We start from the raw sequence: 21,008 nt of genomic DNA on the forward strand, positions 1-21,008 counted from the left end.
CCGCAGCTGGGGGGGGGGCGCGTAGCGCCGGGCGGCGAAGCCGCACACATCGAGAGGAGGTCGAAGCGAAGCCGACCGGAGGCGATGCCCCCAGATGAATGCCGGAGCGAGGGTACGCCGAGCCTAGGCGAGGGGCCGGACGCTGGGGCGAAGCCTTTTGCTTACTTTTCGGCGTTTGGAAAAGTGAGTCGCTGTAAGAGCGAAACCGCCAGCAGCCGTTACCGCAGGAATGGATATGTACGCCATCAACAGGAGCATGGTCGGCTACCAGGCCGCCAAGCCCAAACTGACAGCGCCGTCAGTTAGCAGTCACCTTCCTGACCGCCGAACAGGTTTATAAAGGAAGGTATAAACCCGACCCGACTCCCGACCACCTAGCCCGGCGCCCCCACTCGCATGCGAACCCAGAAAAAAACCGCCTTGATCGCAGGCCTGCTGATCGCCCTGGCAGCGAGTGGCGCGTGGTACGCCACCAAACCCGCCACCGCCAAACTCGCCGCGCCCACAGCGATCCCGGTTCGAGTCGTCAGCGTCACCGAAAAAGACGTCCCCCGCTACGTCACCGGCATCGGCTCGGTCCTGTCCCTGCACAGCGTCGTGGTCCGCCCGCAAATCGACGGCATCCTCACCAAAATCCTGGTCAAAGAAGGCCAATTGGTGAAACAAGGCGACCTGCTCGCCACCATCGACGACCGCTCGATCCGCGCCAGCCTCGACCAGGCTCGGGCACAACTCGGCGAAAGCCAGGCGCAACTGCAAGTCGCGCTGGTCAACCTCAAGCGCTACAAACTGCTCAGCGTCGACGACGGCGTATCCAAGCAGACCTACGACCAGCAACAAGCCCTCGTCAACCAGCTCAAAGCCACCGCCCAAGGCAATCAGGCGTCAATCGACGCCGCTCAGGTGCAGCTTTCCTACACCCAGATTCGCTCCCCGGTCACCGGCCGCGTCGGTATCCGCACGGTGGACGAAGGCAACTTCCTGCGCATGACCGACACCCTGGGCCTGTTCACCGTGACCCAGATTGACCCGATCGCCGTCGAGTTTTCCCTGCCGCAACAAATGCTGCCAACCCTGCAAGGCCTGATCGGCGACCCCGAGCGCGCACAAGTGAAGGCCTATATCGGCGCCGACACCGACGGCGAAACCGGCAACCTGCTGGGCGAAGGGCATCTGACCCTGATCGACAACCAGATCAACGCCAACACCGGGACCATCCGCGCCAAGGCGGAATTCAACAATCCCGGGCAGAAGCTCTGGCCTGGCCTGCTGGTGACGGTAAAAATTCAGACCGCCCTGGATAAAGATGCGCTGGTGGTCCCGCCCACTGTCGTACAGCGTGGCCTCGATCAACATTTCGTGTACCGCGTCAACGGCGACAAGGTCGAAACCGTCACCGTACAAATGGTCTACCAAGGCAGCGGCCAGGACATCATCAAAGGCGTAAAACCGGGTGACGTGCTGGTCAGCGACGGCCAGTCGCGGCTCAAACCCGGCTCGACCGTGCAGGTAATGACCGAGCCGCCGCAAGTGGTGCAATCGGAGTCGAAGCCATGAAGGGCCACGGTTCTGTCTCAGCCTGGTGTATCGATCATCCGGTGGCGACGATCCTGCTGACCTTTGCCCTGGTGTTGCTCGGCGTCATCGCCTTCCCGCGCCTGCCGATTGCGCCGCTGCCGGAAGCCGAATTCCCGACCATTCAAGTCGCCGCACAATTGCCCGGCGCCAGCCCCGAAACCATGGCGTCGTCGGTGGCCACGCCGCTTGAAGTGCAATTCAGCGCCATCCCCGGCGTGACCCAGATGACCTCGAGCAGCGCCTTGGGCTCGACCAACCTGACCCTGCAATTCACCCTCGACAAAAGCATCGACACCGCCGCCCAGGAAGTGCAGGCCGCAATCAACACCGCCGCCGGCAAGCTGCCCAAGGACATGCCGAACCTGCCGACGTGGCGCAAGGTCAACCCGGCCGACAGCCCGGTGCTGATTCTCAGCATCAACTCAACCTTGATGCCCGGCACCGAACTCAGTGACTTGGTGGAAACCCTGCTCTCGCGTCAGATCAGTCAGATCGACGGCGTAGGCCAAATCAACATCACCGGCCAGCAACGTCCGGCAATCCGTGTTCAAGTCTCGGCCGACAAACTCGCGGCCATCGGCCTGACCCTGGCGGACATTCGGCTGGCGATCCAGCAAACCAGCCTCAACCTGGCCAAAGGTGCGTTGTACGGTGAGTCGAGTATCTCGACACTGTCGACCAACGACCAATTGTTCCACCCCGAGGAATACAACCAGCTCATCGTTTCCTACAAGGACGGTGCCCCGGTTCACCTCAAGGATGTCGCTAAAGTCGTCAACGGTTCGGAAAATGCCTACGTTCAGGCGTGGGCCGGTGATCAACCCGGGGTGAACCTGGTGATTTCCCGGCAGCCGGGCGCCAACATCGTCGAAACCGTTGATCGCATCCAGGCCGCCCTGCCCGGCCTCGAAGCCATGCTGCCGGCCTCGGTGCAGGTCAAGGTGCTGGTCGACCGCACCCAGACCATCCGCGCCTCCCTGCATGAAGTGGAAATTACCCTGCTGATCGCGATCATGCTGGTGGTGGCGGTGATGGCGCTGTTCCTGCGCCAATGGTCGGCGACCCTGATTGTGTCCGCCGTACTGGGCGTGTCGCTGGTCGCCAGTTTCGCCCTGATGTACATCATGGGTTTCAGCCTGAACAACCTGACGCTGGTGGCAATCGTGGTGGCCGTGGGGTTTGTGGTCGACGATGCGATTGTGGTGGTGGAGAACATTCACCGCCACCTGGAGGCCGGCGACGGCATGCGCGAGGCGGCGATCAAGGGTGCCGGCGAGATCGGTTTTACCGTGGTTTCGATCAGCTTCTCGCTGGTGGCGGCGTTCATTCCGCTGCTGTTCATGGGTGGCGTGGTCGGGCGGCTGTTCAAGGAATTCGCCCTGACCGCGACCTCGACCATCATGATTTCGGTGGTGGTGTCGCTGACGCTGGCGCCGACCCTGGCCGCGCTGTTCATGCGCGCCCCGGTGCATCACGCCCACAGCAAACCCACGTTTGGCGAACGTTTGCTGACAGGTTATGAAAAACTGCTGCGCCGTGCCCTCGCCCACCAGAAACTGATGATCGGAGTTTTCTTTCTGTCACTGGGCCTGGCGGTGGCCGGTTACATCTTTATTCCCAAGGGGTTCTTCCCGGTGCAGGACACCGGTTTTGTCCTCGGCACCACCGAAGCCGCCGCCGATATTTCCTACGGCGACATGGTGAAAAAACACCTGGCGATGGCCGAAATCGTCGCCGCAGACCCAGCGGTTGCGGCGTTTTCCCACTCGGTCGGGGTCTCGGGCAGTAACCAGACCATCGCCAATGGCCGCTTCTGGATTTCCCTGAAAAAACGCGGCGACCGCGACGTCTCGGCCAGCCAGTTCATCGACCGGATCCGTCCGAAACTGATGAAAGTCCCGGGCATCGTGCTCTATCTGCGCGCCGGCCAGGACATCAACCTCAGCTCCGGCCCGAGTCGCGCCCAGTATCAATACGTGCTCAAGAGCAACGACGGCGCAACGCTCAGCACCTGGACCCAACGCCTGACCGAAAAACTGCGCGCCAACCCGGCGTTCCGCGATATTTCCAACGACCTGCAACTGGGCGGCAGCATCACCCACATCAGCATTGACCGCAGCGCCGCCGCGCGTTTCGGCCTGACCGCCAGTGATGTCGATGAAGCGCTGTACGATGCGTTCGGCCAACGGCAGATCAATGAATTCCAGACCCAGATCAACCAATACAACGTGATCCTGGAACTGGACACCCAGCAACGCGGCAAGGCCGCAAGCCTCAATTATTTCTACCTGCGCTCGCCGCTGAGCGGGGAAATGGTGCCGCTGTCGGCCCTGGCGACATTCGATGCGCCAACGGTTGGCCCGTTGTCTATTGCCCACGACGGCATGTTCCCGGCCGCCAACTTGTCGTTCAACCTGGCGCCCGGCGTGGCGTTGGGCGATGCGGTGATCATGCTCAACCAGGCCAAGGCCGACATCGGCATGCCGGCCGCCATGAGCGGCAACTTCCAGGGCGCGGCGCAAGCGTTCCAGAGTTCGCTGGCCAGCCAGCCGTGGTTGATCCTGGCGGCGCTGGTGGCGGTGTACATCATTCTCGGCGTGCTCTACGAGAGCTTCGTCCATCCGTTGACCATTATTTCAACGCTGCCATCGGCAGGGCTTGGCGCGGTGATCATGCTGTGGATCTGCGGCCAGGACTTTTCGATCATGGCGCTGATCGGGCTGGTGTTGCTGATCGGCATCGTCAAGAAAAACGGCATCCTGATGATCGACTTCGCTCTCGATGCCCAGCGCAATCGTGGCTTGCCGCCGGAAGAGGCGATTTACCAGGCCTGTATCACGCGGTTCCGGCCGATCATCATGACCACCCTCGCCGCCCTGCTCGGCGCCCTGCCGTTGATGCTCGGCTACGGCACCGGCGCCGAACTGCGCCAGCCATTGGGCATCGCGGTGGTCGGCGGCTTGCTGGTGAGCCAGGCGCTGACGCTGTTTACCACTCCGGTCATATACTTGTGGCTTGAGCGGCTTTTCCATAAGCCCAAACCCGCACCGATGCCGGCGCTGGCAACCACAGACTGAGGCGGGGTCATGCGCGTTCTGATTATCGAAGACGAAGAAAAAACCGCGGACTATCTGCACCGCGGCCTGACGGAACAGGGTTACACCGTGGACCTGGCGCGCGACGGCGTCGAAGGCCTGCACCTGGCGCTGGAAAGCGACTACGCGGTGATCGTCCTCGACGTCATGCTGCCGGGCCTCGACGGCTTCGGTGTATTGCGTGCGCTGCGTGCGCGCAAGCAAACCCCGGTGATCATGCTCACCGCCCGCGAACGGGTCGAAGACCGCATCAAAGGCTTGCGCGACGGTGCCGACGATTACCTCGGCAAGCCGTTTTCCTTCCTCGAACTGGTGGCGCGCCTGCAAGCGCTGACCCGGCGCAGCGGCGGCCACGAACCCGTGCAAGTGAGCATCGCCGACCTGTGGATCGATTTGATCAGCCGCAAGGCCACCCGCGCCGGCACCCGCCTGGACCTGACCGCCAAGGAGTTCTCGCTGCTCAGCGTTTTGGCCCGTCGGCAAGGTGAAATCCTCTCGAAAACGGCGATTGCCGAGATGGTCTGGGACATCAATTTCGACAGCGACGCGAACGTCGTAGAAGTCGCGATCAAACGCCTGCGGGCCAAGCTCGACGGGCCGTTCGACGAAAAACTGCTGCACACGATCCGGGGCATGGGTTATGTGCTGGAGAGCCGCGGTGTCCAGTAATTCGATTGCCCTGCGCCTGAGCGGGATGTTCACGCTGGTGGCGCTGCTGGTGTTCCTGTTGATCGGCTGGGCCTTGTACCAGCAGGTCGACAAAGGCCTGGGTTTGCTGCCCGAGGCGGAGCTGGACGCGCGTTACAGCGTGCTCGAATCCACCGTCGGGCGATATGGCACGCCGGAGCATTGGGTGAAGATCAACAACAAGCTCAAGTTGCTCGGCGAAGAAGACAAGCGCATCAGTTTCTGGATCATCAGCGGCGACCCTCACTACGAATACGGCAACCTGACACCGCAGATCCGCGCCTTTGCCGAAGGGCCCCTGGGGATGCGCGACATGACGTTGCCAGACCAGCCTTATCCGCTGAAAGTGCTAGTCAGCCAGTTCCCGGCCAAGGATCAACGGCCGCCGCTGCGTTTCATGATCGGTATCGACACCGAGACGTTTTTCCAGACCCAGCATCATCTGCTGATCGCGCTGATCAGCCTGGCAATTATTGGCGTGTTGCTGGCCTCGGCGCTGGGTTATTGGGTGGCGCGAATTGGCCTCAAACCCTTGATCAAGTTGTCGCAGGAAGCCCAACGCCTGGCACCGCCGTTGCGTTCCGGGCGTTTGCGCTTATCGCCACTGCCGCCGGAGCTCAATCAGTTCGTCAATTCGTTCAACTCCACACTGGAGCGGGTCGAGCAGGCCTATTCGCGGCTTGAGTCGTTCAACGCCGACGTCGCCCACGAACTGCGCTCGCCGCTGACCAACCTGATCGGCCAGACCCAGGTCGCGCTGACCCGTGGACGCTCGGCGGAACACTACTTCGAAGTGCTGCAATCGAACCTCGAAGAGCTGGAACGGCTGCGTTCGATCATCAATGACATGCTATTTCTTGCCAGCGCGGATCAGGGCAGCAAGGCGACCAAACTGACTTCCACCTCGCTGGCCGACGAAGTGGCCACGACTCTGGAATACCTGGATTTCATTCTTGAGGATGCGCAGGTCCAGGTGCAGGTCAGTGGGGATGCGCAGGTGCGGATCGAGATTGCGCATCTGCGCCGGGCGTTGATCAATTTGCTGAGTAACGCGGTGCAACACACTGGGCCCGGGCAGGTGATTGAGGTGCGGATCGAGGTCGAGGAGCACCAGGTGAGCATCGGCGTGGCCAATCCCGGATCGCCGATTGCCAGCGAGCATTTGCCTCGATTGTTCGAGCGTTTTTATCGCGTCGACGCATCGCGCAGCAACAGCGGGAATAACCATGGGCTGGGGTTGGCGATCGTCAAGGCGATTGCGCTGATGCATGGCGGGGATGTGTTTGTGCACAGTGATCACGGCATGAACACCTTCGGCATCCACCTCCCGGTCTAGACCCTTTCCCTGTGGCGAGCGAGCTTGCTCGCGCTGGGCTGCGTAGCAGCCCCCCAATCAGCCACTCAGGTTCCTCAGGAAAATCGGGGGGTTGTTTGCGACTGCTGCGCAGTCGAGCGCGAGCAAGCTCCCTCGCCACAAAAGCCATTTCCCGCTGCTGGCTACTGTTGCTTTTAGCGCAACAGTCCTTTCATGAATCCGCTCTTTTTCCCCTGTCCAATCCCCCTTATCTTTGCCGCACCAAACAGCACTTGCCAAGCAAGAAGGTTTTAAAGATGTCCAACACTATGGGTATTGCCAGCGCTTTCGTTTTGTCCTCTTTGTTCCTGTCTCCGTTCACCGTGGCTGAAGAATCGCCGGCCTTCGTCGCGCACAATGCCGCACGCGCCGCTTCGTATGAAGAGCATCAGGGCGAAATGACAGCCAAGGCTAAAGAGGCTGCGCAAACCCCTCAAGCATCAATGTCTTCAAGCCAACCACGGGTTGATAAAGACAGCTGATCCGACCCGTTTGCTCCTTTTCCCTCGACACTTTTCATCGGCTCTTCCCTTTGAAAAGTTGTCTTCAAAGCCGCTGCTATCAGCGGCTTTTTTTCGTTGTGGTTTAAACGCCGTCCAGTTCGTCTTCACTGACAAGAAACATTTTTCACTTCAAGAGTATGAAGTGTTTAGTTGACCAAGGAGCTTTACCGCAAGTGCGTTTCCCTCTCCGTTTCAACCCGCTGTTCATTGCAATCGCTGCAACGATGACCCCCGCCGCCTACGCCGCCGACGAATCCAGTCAGGAAGGTTTTGTCGAAGGTTCGAGCCTCAACCTTAATGTCCGTAACTACTACATGAACCGCAACCGCCTGCAGCAGGCGGACGACAACATAGAGTGGGGTCAGGGTTTCCTCGGTCTCTTTGAATCGGGTTTCACCCAGGGTACCGTCGGGTTCGGCGTTGATGCCCACGCCATGCTGGGGCTCAAGCTCGACGGCGGTGGCGGCACGGATGGTTCGAGCATCCTGCCGATCAGCGATGGCAACGGCAAAGCGCCTGGGTCGTTCTCAACGGCGGGTGGCACGCTGAAAATGCGTGCTTTTGATACCGAGTTGAAGGCCGGCGACCTGTTCCTCGCCAACCCGGTGATTGCCGGCGGCGAAACCCGCATGTTGCCGCAGACCTTTCGTGGGGTCAGCCTGACCAACCACAGCTTCGACGGCTTCCTGATCGAAGGTGGCCAGGCGAGCTTCACCAAGCCGTACAACCAGAGCGGTCACACCCGCATCGGCACCTCCTACGGCAGCCTGGCAGACGGTGACGACAGTCAGCACCTGAACTGGGCCGGTGTGGCGTGGAGCGGTCTGCCGGGGTTGACCAGCAGCCTGTACGCCTCCGAACTCAAGGACATCTGGAACCAGTACTACTACGACCTGGATTACACCTACGCGCTGAACGACCTGGTCAGCCTCAACCCGGGCCTGCATTTCTATCACACGCAAGACACCGGCGATGCGCTGCTGGGTCACATCGACAACAACGCCTACAGCCTGCATTTCACCGTCGGCGTGGGCTTTCACAGCGTTACGGCGGCGTATCAGCGGGTCAACGGCAACACGCCGTTCGACTACATCAGCCAGGGCGACAGCGTCTTCCTCGACAACTCCCAGCAGTATTCTGACTTCAACGGCCCGAACGAGCGCTCGTGGAAACTCAAGTACGCCTACGACTTTGCCGGTCTCGGCCTGCCCGGCCTGACCTCGGCGCTGTCCTACTCCCGAGGCGAACTGGACCTGACCAAAGTCGATCCGGACAGCCGCGGCTACGCCTCGTGGTACAGCGCCGACGGCAAAAACGCCAGGCACTGGGAGCGCGACATCGATCTCAAGTATGTGATCCAGGGCGGCAAGGCCAAGGATCTGGCGGTGCGCATGCAATGGGCCACCAACCGCGGCGGCAATGGCTATGGCGCGCTGGATCAGGACACCGATGAATACCGGGTGATCGTCGACTACCCGCTCAATGTCTTCTAAGCTTCACTAAGCAAAAGGCCAGCATTTTTTTGCTGGCCTTTTTTTTATCCGGCATTTATACAAGCGCTCTGGACGCGACCGGTTTCTGGAACTCTGCCCGATTCTTGTAAAAAACTTTTATAACGCCTTATTTGCAGAAGTCAGAACCATGAGTGTGAGCAATGAGAAATCTCAACATCCGATCAGCTCGACACGATCGGAGCAACTTCTGACTCTCGGCAGTGTGCTGTTGGTGATTGCGATATTCAGCATTGTGACCTTCCTGCTGATCCGTGAACGCGCCAACGCCGAGTTGTCCGCCGCTCGCGCCGCCAACAACATCGTGCAATTGATCGACGCCGATGTGCTGCGCAATGTCGAACTCTATGATATTTCCCTGCTGGGTTTGATCGCCGCCTCCCGGCGAGAAGATCTCAAGAGCGTTTCTCCCACCATTCGCCATCTGGCCTATTTCGACCGCGCCACCGCCGCGCCGTACAAGGGCGACATTTTGTTGCTCGACAACAAGGGCGACGTGATCGCCGACTCGGCGTCGGTGGAACCCAGGCAAGGCAACTACGCTGATCGCGAATACTTCCAGTCGCACGTGAACAACCCGGCCCCGGGCATGTTCATCAGCCCGCCCTTCCGGGCCAGGTCGGCCGAACACGATTGGCGTATCAGTTTCAGTCGACGGGTGAGCGGCTCCCAGGGTGAGTTTCTGGGGGTCGCCGAAGCCGCCATGCGCTTGAGTTACTTCGATCAGTTGTTCAACAGTTTGAGCATCGGCCGCGACAGCACGGTCAATCTGATCAGCAAGAACGGGATTCTCCTGGCCCAGCAACCACGCCTGGCCGAAGAGCTGATCGGCAAGGATTTCAGTAACCGCCCCAATTTCCAGCGCATCGTCAAAGAAGGCAACGGCAGCTTCACCAGCATGTCCGATCTATACCGTGACAAGCGTCTGTACACCTTTTCCAAGGTCGGAAATTTACCGTTGATCGTCATCGTTGCACTGTCCAGTGATGAAGTCTTTTCGGCCTGGAAACGCACTGCAGTGGTGGTCAGCTCTGCAACCGCCGCCTTGTGCGTGAGCCTGCTGTGGCTGACGTGGGTGCTGCGCCGGGAATTGCGCCGGCGTCACAATGCCGAACACGAACTGGCGCAACTGGCCGCCACCGATGCGTTGACGGGGCTGGCCAACCGCCGAACGCTGGATCAGGCCCTGCGCCATGAATGGTTTCGCGCTCAACGTTCCGGCATGCCTTTGTCACTGATGATGATTGATGCCGACCATTTCAAAGCGTTCAACGACCGCCATGGCCATCAGGCCGGTGACGAAGCGCTGCGCTCGCTGGCCAACGTTATCAGCGCCCACGTGCGACGACCGGCGGACCTGGCTGCCCGTTATGGCGGCGAGGAGTTTTCGGTGATCCTGGCGGAAACCGATAGCGCCGGTGCGCGGCAGATTGCCGAAAATATCCGCAAGGCCGTTGAGCAGTTGCCGCTGGTTGAGGGAGCTGATGGGCCGATGACTGTCAGTATCGGGATCAGCACCTGGACGACAGCGACGGATATCAGCCTGGAGAGTTTGCTGTTTGCGGCGGACAAGGCGTTGTATCAGGCCAAGGAAAACGGACGGAATCGGGTGGTCGCCACGGCTTGAAATCTGCGGTGTCGCTACTGGCCTCTTCGCGGGCACGTCGGATCGCCGCACCGCTAGCTCCTACAATGGCGCTCGGTCTACCTCTTTCCCGCGGGCATAAAAAAAGGCCACCCGAAGGCAGCCTTTAAAAACTAGAGAGGTTTTTGACTTACACGGCCGCTACGGGACGCATGTAAGAGATCGGTGCAGTGCTGGCGTCTTCGAAAGTCACGACTTCCCAAGCATCTGTCTGCTCAATCAACTTGCGCAGCAGCTGGTTGTTCAATGCATGTCCGGACTTGAAGCCCTTGAACTCACCAATCAGGCTATTGCCCAGCAGGTAGAGGTCACCAATTGCATCGAGGATCTTGTGCTTCACGAATTCGTCTTCATAGCGAAGGCCGTCTTCGTTCAGTACACCATCCGCGTCGACCACAATAGCGTTTTCAACGCTGCCGCCGAGTGCGAGGTTGTGCTTGCGCAAGTACTCGATGTCACTCATGAAACCAAAGGTACGGGCGCGGCTGACTTCTTTTACGAACGAAGTGCTGGAAAAATCCACGCTTGCACTTTGTGTGCGGTTACGGAAAACCGGGTGATCGAAATCGATCTCGAAACTCACCTTGAAGCCTTCGAAAGGGACGAAAGTGGCGCGCTTGTCGCCGTCTTCCACTGTCACTTCCCGCAGGATCCGGATGAACTTCTTCGGTGCGTCCTGTTCTTCCAGGCCGGCCGATTGAATCAGGAATACGAAAGGTCCAGCGCTACCATCCATGATCGGGACTTCGGACGCGGAGAGCTCGACGTAGGCGTTATCGATGCCCAGGCCAGCCATGGCCGAGAGCAAGTGCTCCACCGTATCCACTTTGGTGTCGCCACTGACCAATGTGGTCGACATCGTGGTTTCACCAACGTTTTCCGCGCGGGCAGGAATCTGCACCACAGGGTCGAGGTCGGCACGAACAAACACAATGCCGGTGTCGATAGGTGCAGGCTTGAGGGTCAGGTAAACCTTCTCCCCGGAGTGCAGGCCTACACCTGTAGCACGGATAATATTTTTCAGTGTGCGTTGTTTAATCATGGCTTGGGCCGCTTCAGCGCAAATTGCGAACTGGTATCAACAAAGGCTGGCGATAATAGCAGACCAGACCTTTGCTGAACACCAATCACCTTCATAGCCCTGATACATTCCATCAATCAGCCTGACGACGCAGGAAAGCCGGGATGTCCAGGTAATCCAGATCATCTTGCGGATTCATCTTCGCGGCAGTCGCAGCACCGGCCTGAGCCTGGTTGCGCATGACGGTCGGACGGTCCAGGTCACGGTAATTTACCGCCGGTTGTTCCTGACGAGCGGGCGCCGATTGTTGCGGCTGGGAGGCCATGGAGGTGTGAACGGTGTTGTCGATGACCTTCACAGGCTTCTCGATTTTCGCGCCCAGACCGGTGGCAACCACAGTCACGTGCAGTTCGTCGCGCATGTCCGGATCGATAACGGTACCGACCTTGACCATCGCGTGCTCGGAAGCGAAGGCTTCGATGATGCTACCCACGTCGGAGTACTCACCCAGGGACAGGTCAGGACCGGCGGTGATGTTCACCAGGATGCCGCGTGCACCTTGCAGGTTCACGTCTTCGAGCAACGGGTTGCGAATGGCCGCTTCAGTGGCCTCACGTGCACGGTTCGGACCGCTGGCGCAGCCAGTGCCCATCATCGCCATGCCCATTTCGCTCATTACAGTCCGTACGTCGGCAAAGTCGACGTTGATCATGCCCGGACGCTTGATGATGTCGGAGATACCGCGAACGGCACCGGCCAGTACATCGTCGGCCTTGGCGAAAGCCGACAGCAGGCTGGCGTCTTTACCGAGGATGGTCAGCAGCTTCTCGTTGGGAATGGTGATCAACGAGTCGACGCTTTCAGACAGCAGACGAATACCTTCGTCGGCGATCTGCATACGCTTGCGGCCTTCGAACGGGAACGGACGAGTCACCACCGCAACGGTGAGAATCCCCATTTCCTTGGCCACTTCAGCAATGATCGGCGCAGCACCGGTACCGGTACCACCGCCCATGCCGGTGGTGATGAACACCATATTGGTGCCCTGCAGGACTTCGGCAATGCGCTCACGGTCTTCGAGAGCGGCCTGACGACCTACTTCAGGGTTGGCGCCGGCGCCCAGACCTTTGGTAACGCCGGTACCCAATTGCAGGATGGTCCGCGCGCCGATGGATTTCAGCGCCTGGGCATCAGTGTTGGCGCAGATGAATTCAACGCCTTCAATGTTGCTCTTGACCATGTGGTTGACGGCGTTGCCGCCGCCTCCGCCAACACCGATAACTTTAATAACCGGGCTTGCGGGGATGTTGTCTACGAGTTCGAACATTTTCCCTCTCCTTTACGTTCTCTAGTTTTTTCGCCTACTGCTTTTACTGCTTGTCGCTTTTACTGCTTGCTCTTGCGGCTTGTAGCTTGCCGCTTGAATCTGCTTCGTCAGAAGTTGCCTTGTACCCAGCTCTTGATGCGATCGAGCAAGGCGGCTTTCGGTTCTTCATTGCTGTAGCTGTCGCGGCTGCTGATGCCCGAGAACGAAATCCCGTCGGACTGCTTCTGCAGGCCGTACATCAACAGGCCTACGCCGGTGGAATAAATCGGGTTGCGGACCACGTCGTCCAGGCCCTTGACGCCATGGGGCACGCCCAGGCGGACCGGCATGTGGAAGATCTCTTCGGCCAGTTCGACCGCGCCTTCCATTTTCGAGGTACCGCCGGTCAGCACGATGCCGGCCGGGATCAGGTCTTCGTAGCCACTACGGCGCAGTTCGGCCTGGATCAGCGTGAACAGTTCGTCGTAACGCGGCTCGACCACTTCGGCCAGGGCCTGGCGGGACAGCTCGCGCGGTGGACGGTCGCCAACACTTGGCACCTTGATGGTTTCACCGGCACCGGCCAGCTTGGCCAGGGCGCAGGCGTAGCGAATCTTGATTTCTTCGGCGTACTGGGTCGGGGTGCGCAACGCCATGGCGATGTCGTTGGTCACCTGGTCGCCCGCAATCGGGATCACCGCGGTGTGACGGATCGCGCCTTCGGTGAAGATCGCGATGTCGGTGGTGCCGCCGCCGATGTCCACCAGGCACACGCCCAGCTCTTTCTCGTCGTCGGTCAGGACCGAATAGGCCGACGCCAGTTGCTCGAGAATGATGTCGTCGATTTCCAGACCGCAGCGACGCACGCATTTTTCAATGTTCTGTGCGGCATTGACGGCGCAGGTCACCACGTGAACCTTGGCTTCCAGACGCACGCCCGACATGCCCAGCGGCTCACGAACGCCTTCCTGGTTATCGATCACGTAATCCTGCGGCAAGGTGTGCAGTACGCGCTGGTCAGCCGGGATCGCCACGGCCTGGGCGGCGTCGAGGACACGCTCAAGGTCGGCGGAGCTGACTTCGCGATCACGAATCGCCACGATGCCGTGGGAGTTCAGGCTGCGGATGTGATTGCCGGCCACGCCGACGAACGCCGAGTGAATCCGGCAACCGGCCATCAACTGCGCTTCTTCGATCGCGCGCTGGATCGATTGCACGGTGGACTCGATGTTCACCACCACGCCTTTCTTCAGGCCACGGGACGGATGAGTGCCGATCCCGACGATTTCGAGCGTGCCGTCGTCCGAGACCTCGCCGACCAGCGCCACCACCTTGGAGGTGCCGATATCGAGACCGACGATCATTTTGCCGCTTTGCACGTTTGCCATGGGTCCTGCCTCTTCTTAATTCTTCGCGACAGCGGGTTGGGCTGTCGTGGGCGCTACAGGTTCCCGCCAGCCAACAGCAAGGCCGTTGGCGTAGCGCAGATCGATGCGCGCAATGTTCGTAATCTGTTCTTTAAGCGTCTTGTCGTAGATGGCAATGAAGCGGCGCATCTTTTCCACCAGCTTGCCGCGTCCCAGCAGCAGTTCGATCCCCGGGCCCGCGCTGCCGGCGCCGGTGGTCAGGAACCAGCTGCCTCGTTCACGCAACTCCAGGCGTGCAATCGAGAAGCCCATCGGCCTGAGCATCTGGCTCAGCACCTGGTATTGCTGCATCACTTGCTGTTGCGCCCGTTGTGGGCCGAACAGCTGTGGCAAATGTTCGTAATTGGCCAGCTCACGCGGGGTGAACGCCTGGCCCTGGTTGTTCAACAGCGATTCATCGCCCCAACGGGCTATCGGCAGTTGTTCTTCCAGGCGGATCACTACTTGATCCGGCCACACCCGACGCACTTCGGCGTGGGCAATCCATGGCATCGTTTCAAGTTCGGTGCGCATGCTCGCAAGATCGATGGTGAAGAAGCTCGACGCCACATAAGGGGCGATTCGCTGCTGCACCGCTTGCTGGCTGATGTAACTCAAGTCACCCTGCACAGCGACTTTGGTGATCGGCCGGTCGGCGTAGGGCAGCAAACGCTGCGCGCCTTCGTAAGTGCCGAACCCCAGCGCAACCAACATCACCGGCCAGAACAGGCTTTTCAGAAAACCAAAATTGGCTTTCGGCAGGCGCGCAGACATCGGCTCTTTGGCCACCATTCGGCTCGCACCCCGTGGCACCGGCTTGCGGCCGGGTGCTGGAGGGGGCTGATGTCTCAGCTGTGCGCCTTGCATGGTCTTAACCCCGCGCCTCGATACTTGCGGCCAGAATCGCCAGAACCAGTTGCTGGAAATCCAGACCGGCGGCACGGGCCGCCATCGGCACCAGGCTGTGATCGGTCATGCCCGGTGCGGTGTTGACTTCGAGGAACCAGAACTGCCCGTCGGCGTCCTGCATCACGTCTGCCCTGCCCCAACCGGCGATACCCAGCGCCTCACAGGCTTTCGCCGTGAGGTCCATCAATTCTTTTTCCTTGGTGCTGTCCAGGCCACACGGGATCCGGTACTGAGTATCGGAAGCCACGTACTTGGCGTCGTAGTCGTAGAAGCTGTGCGTGGTGCCCAGGGCAATCGGTGGCAACACCTGGTCACGCAGGGTGGCGATGGTGAACTCCGGACCTTGAATCCATTGCTCGACCAACACTTGCGAATCGTAGGTACTGGCCGCTTTCCAGGCGTCGATCAATTCCGACGCGGACGTCACTTTGGCCATCCCGATACTTGAACCTTCATGGGCCGGTTTGACGATCAAAGGGAAGCCCAGTTCCGTCGCTGCCGAAATACAATCAGCCTCAGAGCTCAGTACCGCGTGACGTGGCGTCGGGATGCCGAGGCTGTGCCAGACCTGTTTGGTCCGCAGCTTGTCCATGGCCAGTGCCGAAGCCAAAATGCCGCTGCCGGTGTAGGGAATACCCAGGCATTCGAGCAGGCCCTGCATGCTGCCGTCTTCACCGCCACGACCGTGGAGGATGACGAAGGCGCGGTCGATCTTTTCGTTCAGCAAACGCTGCAGCAGGTCATCGCCCACATCGAGGCCGAACGCATCCACACCGGCGCTCAGCAGCGCGTCGAGTACCGCGTTGCCCGACTTCAGGGACACCTCACGCTCGGCACTCTTGCCGCCGAACAGCACGGCGACGCGGCCGAAGTCTTTCGGCGCGACCGTGGAGACGAGGTTGGCGTAGGCAGCAGTCATTTCAACTTCCCCACAGTCGGCGCGGCAACAGCACCCGCAAATAGCGGACTGGCCAACAGTTTCGGGGCGAGACCACCGATATCACCGGCGCCCTGGCACAGCAGTATGTCGCCGGCACGCAGCAGCGGCTTGACCAGTGGCGCGAGGTCGACTCCGCGCTCGATGTAGATCGGGTCGAGCTGACCGCGCTGACGAATGCTGTTGCACAGCTTGCGGCTGTCGGCGCCCGGAATCGGTTCTTCACCGGCCGGGTAGACTTCCATCAGCAGCAAGACGTTGGCATCGGCCAGTACATTGACGAAATCGTCGTACAGGTCGCGGGTACGGCTGTAACGGTGCGGCTGGTAAACCATCACCAGACGGCGCTCCGGCCAGCCACCGCGGACGGCCTGGATCACGGCCGCGACTTCGGTCGGGTGGTGACCGTAATCATCGACCAGCATGACGTTGCCGCCATCGACCGGCAGTTCGCCGTAGACCTGGAAGCGTCGACCGACACCCTGGAAGCCGGACAGGCCCTGGACGATGGCTTCATCGCTGACGCCCTCGTCGGTGGCGATGCAGATGGTGGCCAGCGCGTTCAGCACGTTGTGGTTACCCGGCATGTTCACCGAGACATCCAGCGGCTCGCGATCAGGGCGCAGTACGGTAAAGAAGGTCTGCATGCCTTGCTGGCGCACATTGATGGCGCGCACGTCGCAGTCATCGCCGAAGCCATAGGTGACCGTCGGGCGTTTCACCAGCGGCAGGATTTCACGCACCACCGGATCGTCCAGGCACACCACCGCCAGACCGTAGAACGGCAGGTTGTGGAGGAACTCGACGAAGGTTTTCTTCAGTTTGTTGAAGTCACCGTCATAGGTCGCCATGTGGTCGGCGTCGATGTTGGTGACCACGGCCACCAGCGGCTGCAAGTGCAGGAAACTGGCGTCGCTTTCGTCGGCTTCGGCGATCAGGTAGCGGCTGGTGCCAAGCTGGGCATTGGTGCCCGCGGCATTCAGGCGGCCACCGATGACGAACGTCGGGTCCAGGCCACCGGCCGCGAACACCGAAGCGATCAGGCTGGTGGTGGTGGTTTTGCCGTGCGTACCGGCGACGGCGATGCCGTGGCGATAGCGCATCAGCTCGGCCAGCATTTCTGCGCGTGGCACCACAGGGATGCGACGTTCCAGCGCGGTGGCGACTTCCGGGTTGGACGTGTTCACGGCGCTGGATACCACCAGCACGTCAGCGGCAGCGGCGTTTTCAGCACGGTGACCGATAAAGATGTGCGCGCCAAAAGACTCGAGACGCTCGGTCACAGGCGAAGCTTTCAGGTCGGAACCGGACACTTCATAGCCCAGGTTCAACAACACTTCGGCGATGCCGCACATGCCCACGCCGCCGATGCCGACGAAGTGGATGCGACGGATTCGGCGCATTTCCGGTTGCGGCATGGCTTTCTGCTTCTCAACCATGGGCCACCTCCAGGCAGGTATCGACCACGTTACGGGTGGCATCGGGTTTGGCCAGGCGGCGTGCCGCAGTGGCCATGTCGTTGAGTCGTTGTGGTTGCATCAGGACCTCTGTCAGGCGTGCGGCAAGATCCGCTGCGCCAGTCGTTCTTTGCGGCATCAGGAAGGCAGCGCCTTCACGGGCCAAATAATCGGCGTTGCGGGTCTGGTGATCGTCGATCGCGTGGGGCAATGGCACCAGCATCGAGGGCAGACCGGCGGCAGCCAGCTCACTGATGGTCAATGCGCCTGCGCGGCACACCACCAGGTCGGCCCAGCCATAGGCTTGGGCCATGTCTTTGATGAAAGGCTGCACTTGCGCCTCGACGCCAGCCGCGCGATAGCGCTCTGCAGTCACTTCATCGTGGTTTTTGCCGGCCTGATGAAACACTTCCGGGCGCAGGTCGGGGGCGACTTGCGACAGGGCTTCAGGCAGCAACTTGTTCAACGGCTCTGCGCCCAGGCTTCCGCCCAGAATCAGCAAACGCGCCTTGCGACCCGCCAGGGCGGGGCGCTGTGTTTCGAGGAACAGCTCGGTGCGCACCGGGTTACCGGTGGTCCGACGGCTGTCCGACAGGGTAAAGGTGTCGGGGAACGCTTCACAGACTCGGGCGGCCAACGGCACCAGCAACCGATTGGCGGTACCGGCCACGGCGTTCTGTTCATGAACGATCACCGGCACGCCGGCCAGTTTGGCTGCAACGCCACCGGGGCCGGTCACATAACCACCGAAGCCGACCACACACACTGGCCGCAGCTGACGAATGATCGCCCGCGCCTGCCAGACGGATTTAAGCACCATGAACGGCGCCTTGAGCAGGGACAACTTGCCCTTGCCGCGCAGACCGGTGGCGTTGATCCGATGCAGCTCGATACCGGCCATCGGCACCAGGTCGTTCTCGATCCCGCGCGGTGTTCCGAGCCAGTGCACGGTGTAACCGCGGGCCTGGAATTCGCGGGCGCACGCCAGCGCCGGGAACACGTGGCCACCGGTACCGCCCGCCATGATCAAGACGTTAGCGCCCATGGGTCGGCTCCTCGGCGAAGTCGCTCTCATGGAACTCCATCTCTTCGCTGCCCAGGTGGGTTCGACTCTCCCACTCGATGCGCAACAACAAGCCGAGACAGGCACCGCAAATCACCAACGAACTGCCGCCATAACTGAGGAACGGCAGGGTCAGGCCTTTGGTCGGCAACAGGCCGACGTTCACCCCGATGTTGATCAGGAACTGGCCGATCCACAGGAACGACAGGCCATAAGCGATGTAGGCGGCGAAGAATTGCTTGGCCTTCTCGGCCCAATAGCCGATGTACATGCCACGCACGCAAACAAAGACGAACAACGCCACCGTGCACAAGGAACCCACGGCACCCAGCTCTTCGGCAAGGACTGAGAACACGAAGTCGGTGTGGGCTTCCGGCAGGTAGAACTGTTTCTGCACGCTGTTGCCCAGGCCAACGCCCAGCCATTCGCCGCGACCAAACGCGATCAACGCCTGCGACAACTGATAGCCGGCACCGAACTGGTCGGCCCATGGATCGGCAAAGTTGGTCAGACGCGCCATTCGATACGGCTGAACTTGAATCAACAGCACCACCGCCCCGACCGCCAGGACCACCATCAAGGAGAAACGGAACAGTCCGACCCCGCCGAGGAACAGCATCGCCGCCGCCGCTCCCATCATGACAACGGTGGCGCCGAAGTCCGGTTCCATCAGCAACAGACCGGCCATGGGCAGCAGCACGATGAACGGCTTGAAAAAGCCCATCCAGCTTTCCCGCACTTCTTTCTGGCGACGCACCAGATAACCGGCGAGGTAGATCACCACGAATACCTTGGCGATCTCGGATGGCTGGACGTTGAAGAAACTGAAACCGATCCAGCGCATCGAACCGTTCACTTCACGGCCGATCCCCGGGATGATCACCATCACCAGCAAACCGAATGCGCCGAGCAGCATCAGCCAGCCCAGGCGCTGCCAGGTGGCGATCGGAATCATCATGGTGACGACGCAGGCACCCAGGCCCAGCACGATGTAGATCAAGTGGCGAATCATGTAGTACAGGGCACTGCCCGACTGCACGGCCGCCACTTCGGTCGACGCCGAGGCAATCATCACCAGCCCGAGACCGATCAAGGCCAGGCAACCGGCGAGCATCGGGAAGTCGAGGTCGATCCCGCGTCCGGTGATGATCGGCGACGGATAAGGCTTGATGATGTTCATCAGGCTCATACCAGATCCTCCACGGCGCGGACGAACTGGTGACCACGGTCTTCGTAATTCTTGAACATGTCGAAACTGGCGCAGGCGGGCGACAGCAGCACGGCGTCACCCGGTTCGGCGATGGCGCGGCATTGGGCAACCGCTTCATCCAGCGAACCGACGCGAATCAGCGGCACGGCATCGCCGATGGCCTGGCCGATCAAGTCGGAGTCACGGCCCATCAGGACCACGGCGCGGCAATTGGCTGCCACCGGGTCACGCAAATCCTTGAATTCGGCACCCTTGCCATCGCCACCGGCGATCAGCACGAGTTTGCCGTCGATGTCCGCACCCAGGCCTTCGATGGCCGCCAGTGCGGCACCGACGTTGGTGGCTTTGGAATCGTTGTAATAGCTCACGCCGTCCAGCTCACGAACCCACTGGCAACGATGTTCCAACCCGGCGAAGGTGCGCAGGCTCGAGAGCATGGCGTCGAACGGCAGGCCGACGGCATGGCCCAGGGCCAATGCTGCCAACGCGTTGGACTGGTTGTGGGCGCCACGAATTTTCAACTCGCGCACCGGCATCAGGTTCTGGAATTCGAAGGCCAGGTACTTCTCGCCGTCTTCTTCGCGGATACCGAAAGCCTTGAAATCGGGCTTGCTCAAACCGAAGGTCCAGCAAGGCTGGCCCTCGCCCATCAGCGGACGGCTCAGGGCGTCCTGACGGTTGACCACAAACTGTTTCGCGCCACGGAAGATCCGGTGCTTGGCCAGGTGATAGGCCGGCAGACCGCTGTAGCGGTCCATGTGGTCTTCACTGACGTTGAGCACGGTCGCCACTTCGGCGTTGAGTTGATCGGTGGTTTCGAGCTGGAAGCTCGACAACTCCATCACGTACAACTCGACGTCGTCGCTGAGCAAATCCAGCGCCGGCGTACCGAGGTTGCCACCGACAGCGACACGCTTGCCCGCCGCCACCGCCATCTCGCCGACCAGGGTGGTGACAGTGCTTTTCGCGTTGGAGCCGCTGATGGCGACAATCGGCGCCTTCGCGTTACGCGCGAACAGCTCGATATCACCGGACAATTTCACGCCACGGGCGGCGGCAGCCTGCAGGGCCGGAGTCGCCAGCGCCAGGCCGGGGCTCACGTAGAGTTCGTCGGCACGGCACAGGAACTCGACGTCCAGCTCGCCACAACGCACTTCCACGTGCGGATAGTCACGCTTGAGCGTGGCCAGTTCCGGTGGATTTTCCCGCGTATCGGCCACAGCAAACGACGTGCCCCGGTTCGCCAGGAAGCGAACCAGGGACATGCCGCTCTTGCCGAGGCCGACAACGATGCGGAAGTGGTCAGAAGCGATCAGAGACACTCGT

At 60.7% G+C, this 21,008-nt stretch carries 16 protein-coding genes; 7 read left to right on the forward strand and 9 right to left on the reverse strand.

Translation table 11 applies throughout. The features are described from left to right. The first annotated feature begins 396 nt into the window (after positions 1 to 396). The 7 genes from QMX98_RS07945 (at position 397) to QMX98_RS07975 (ending at position 10,355) form a co-directional block, all read left to right on the forward strand. On the forward strand, positions 397 to 1,557 hold the full coding sequence (locus QMX98_RS07945) for an efflux RND transporter periplasmic adaptor subunit (protein ID WP_010458085.1): 1,161 nt from the start codon (positions 397 to 399) through the stop codon (positions 1,555 to 1,557). Next, positions 1,554 to 4,655, forward strand: coding sequence for a multidrug efflux RND transporter permease subunit (locus QMX98_RS07950; protein WP_102593547.1), 3,102 nt, complete (start codon positions 1,554 to 1,556; stop codon positions 4,653 to 4,655). Before QMX98_RS07945 ends, QMX98_RS07950 begins: the two co-directional genes overlap by 4 nt. A gap of 9 nt (positions 4,656 to 4,664) precedes the next feature. Then, entirely contained in the window at positions 4,665 to 5,342 is a 678-nt protein-coding gene (locus QMX98_RS07955; protein WP_007916978.1) for a heavy metal response regulator transcription factor, read from the forward strand. Continuing rightward, positions 5,332 to 6,696 (forward strand): heavy metal sensor histidine kinase, encoded by a 1,365-nt coding sequence (locus QMX98_RS07960; RefSeq protein WP_010458092.1) that lies wholly within the window; start codon positions 5,332 to 5,334, stop codon positions 6,694 to 6,696. The genes QMX98_RS07955 and QMX98_RS07960 overlap by 11 nt, the downstream gene beginning before the upstream one ends. A gap of 275 nt (positions 6,697 to 6,971) precedes the next feature. Further along, positions 6,972 to 7,196 (forward strand): hypothetical protein, encoded by a 225-nt coding sequence (locus QMX98_RS35075; RefSeq protein WP_348967360.1) that lies wholly within the window; start codon positions 6,972 to 6,974, stop codon positions 7,194 to 7,196. A 194-nt stretch (positions 7,197 to 7,390) separates the two neighbouring features. Then, positions 7,391 to 8,710 (forward strand): OprD family porin, encoded by a 1,320-nt coding sequence (locus QMX98_RS07970; RefSeq protein ID WP_172791627.1) that lies wholly within the window; start codon positions 7,391 to 7,393, stop codon positions 8,708 to 8,710. Between the two features lie 148 nt (positions 8,711 to 8,858). Then, positions 8,859 to 10,355, forward strand: a complete 1,497-nt coding sequence (locus QMX98_RS07975) for a sensor domain-containing diguanylate cyclase (protein WP_282410530.1) — start codon at positions 8,859 to 8,861, stop codon at positions 10,353 to 10,355. 148 nt (positions 10,356 to 10,503) lie between these two features. Here QMX98_RS07975 and lpxC read toward each other — a convergent pair whose 3' ends face one another. From lpxC to murD, 9 genes are all read right to left on the reverse strand, one after another. Next, positions 10,504 to 11,415 (reverse strand): UDP-3-O-acyl-N-acetylglucosamine deacetylase, encoded by a 912-nt coding sequence (gene lpxC, locus QMX98_RS07980; protein ID WP_008147525.1) that lies wholly within the window; start codon positions 11,413 to 11,415, stop codon positions 10,504 to 10,506. A 112-nt stretch (positions 11,416 to 11,527) separates the two neighbouring features. Then, positions 11,528 to 12,721, reverse strand: a complete 1,194-nt coding sequence (gene ftsZ, locus QMX98_RS07985) for a cell division protein FtsZ (protein ID WP_007943486.1) — start codon at positions 12,719 to 12,721, stop codon at positions 11,528 to 11,530. A gap of 107 nt (positions 12,722 to 12,828) precedes the next feature. Further along, on the reverse strand, positions 12,829 to 14,088 hold the full coding sequence (gene ftsA / locus QMX98_RS07990; protein WP_008147519.1) for a cell division protein FtsA: 1,260 nt from the start codon (positions 14,086 to 14,088) through the stop codon (positions 12,829 to 12,831). Positions 14,089 to 14,103: 15 nt separating this feature from the next. Continuing rightward, positions 14,104 to 14,973: a cell division protein FtsQ/DivIB gene (locus QMX98_RS07995; protein WP_010458113.1), complete on the reverse strand. Its 870-nt coding sequence runs from the start codon at positions 14,971 to 14,973 to the stop codon at positions 14,104 to 14,106. 4 nt (positions 14,974 to 14,977) lie between these two features. After that, entirely contained in the window at positions 14,978 to 15,934 is a 957-nt protein-coding gene (locus QMX98_RS08000; RefSeq protein ID WP_010458115.1) for a D-alanine--D-alanine ligase, read from the reverse strand. Further along, positions 15,931 to 17,391, reverse strand: coding sequence for a UDP-N-acetylmuramate--L-alanine ligase (gene murC, locus QMX98_RS08005; protein WP_077748991.1), 1,461 nt, complete (start codon positions 17,389 to 17,391; stop codon positions 15,931 to 15,933). Before murC ends, QMX98_RS08000 begins: the two co-directional genes overlap by 4 nt. Continuing rightward, complete coding sequence (gene murG, locus QMX98_RS08010; protein ID WP_010458119.1) at positions 17,384 to 18,454, reverse strand: undecaprenyldiphospho-muramoylpentapeptide beta-N-acetylglucosaminyltransferase; 1,071 nt, start codon at positions 18,452 to 18,454, stop codon at positions 17,384 to 17,386. Before murG ends, murC begins: the two co-directional genes overlap by 8 nt. Beyond that, entirely contained in the window at positions 18,444 to 19,655 is a 1,212-nt protein-coding gene (gene ftsW, locus QMX98_RS08015) for a putative lipid II flippase FtsW (protein WP_169857919.1), read from the reverse strand. Before ftsW ends, murG begins: the two co-directional genes overlap by 11 nt. 2 nt (positions 19,656 to 19,657) lie before the next feature. Then, the gene (gene murD, locus QMX98_RS08020) at positions 19,658 to 21,004 is read right to left on the reverse strand and encodes a UDP-N-acetylmuramoyl-L-alanine--D-glutamate ligase (protein ID WP_083375775.1); all 1,347 of its coding nucleotides are present in this window, start codon (positions 21,002 to 21,004) and stop codon (positions 19,658 to 19,660) included. Positions 21,005 to 21,008 lie beyond the last annotated feature (4 nt).

Origin of the sequence: Pseudomonas sp. PS02303 (assembly GCF_029959925.1) — a bacterium.
GTDB classification, from domain to species: Bacteria; Pseudomonadota; Gammaproteobacteria; order Pseudomonadales; family Pseudomonadaceae; genus Aquipseudomonas; species Aquipseudomonas mandelii.

What these genes read in the sequence shown, in the direction of transcription:
- QMX98_RS08000 (WP_010458115.1), bottom strand. Translation starts at nt 15,934, where the DNA reads ATGACTGCTGCCTACGCCAACCTCGTCTCCACGGTCGCGCCGAAAGAC.
- QMX98_RS07955 (WP_007916978.1), top strand. Translation starts at nt 4,665, where the DNA reads ATGCGCGTTCTGATTATCGAAGACGAAGAAAAAACCGCGGACTATCTG.
- ftsZ (WP_007943486.1), bottom strand. Translation starts at nt 12,721, where the DNA reads ATGTTCGAACTCGTAGACAACATCCCCGCAAGCCCGGTTATTAAAGTT.
- ftsA (WP_008147519.1), bottom strand. Translation starts at nt 14,088, where the DNA reads ATGGCAAACGTGCAAAGCGGCAAAATGATCGTCGGTCTCGATATCGGC.
- QMX98_RS35075 (WP_348967360.1), top strand. Translation starts at nt 6,972, where the DNA reads ATGTCCAACACTATGGGTATTGCCAGCGCTTTCGTTTTGTCCTCTTTG.
- QMX98_RS07950 (WP_102593547.1), top strand. Translation starts at nt 1,554, where the DNA reads ATGAAGGGCCACGGTTCTGTCTCAGCCTGGTGTATCGATCATCCGGTG.
- QMX98_RS07945 (WP_010458085.1), top strand. Translation starts at nt 397, where the DNA reads ATGCGAACCCAGAAAAAAACCGCCTTGATCGCAGGCCTGCTGATCGCC.
- lpxC (WP_008147525.1), bottom strand. Translation starts at nt 11,415, where the DNA reads ATGATTAAACAACGCACACTGAAAAATATTATCCGTGCTACAGGTGTA.
- QMX98_RS07975 (WP_282410530.1), top strand. Translation starts at nt 8,859, where the DNA reads ATGAGTGTGAGCAATGAGAAATCTCAACATCCGATCAGCTCGACACGA.
- murG (WP_010458119.1), bottom strand. Translation starts at nt 18,454, where the DNA reads ATGGGCGCTAACGTCTTGATCATGGCGGGCGGTACCGGTGGCCACGTG.
- murC (WP_077748991.1), bottom strand. Translation starts at nt 17,391, where the DNA reads ATGGTTGAGAAGCAGAAAGCCATGCCGCAACCGGAAATGCGCCGAATC.
- QMX98_RS07995 (WP_010458113.1), bottom strand. Translation starts at nt 14,973, where the DNA reads ATGCAAGGCGCACAGCTGAGACATCAGCCCCCTCCAGCACCCGGCCGC.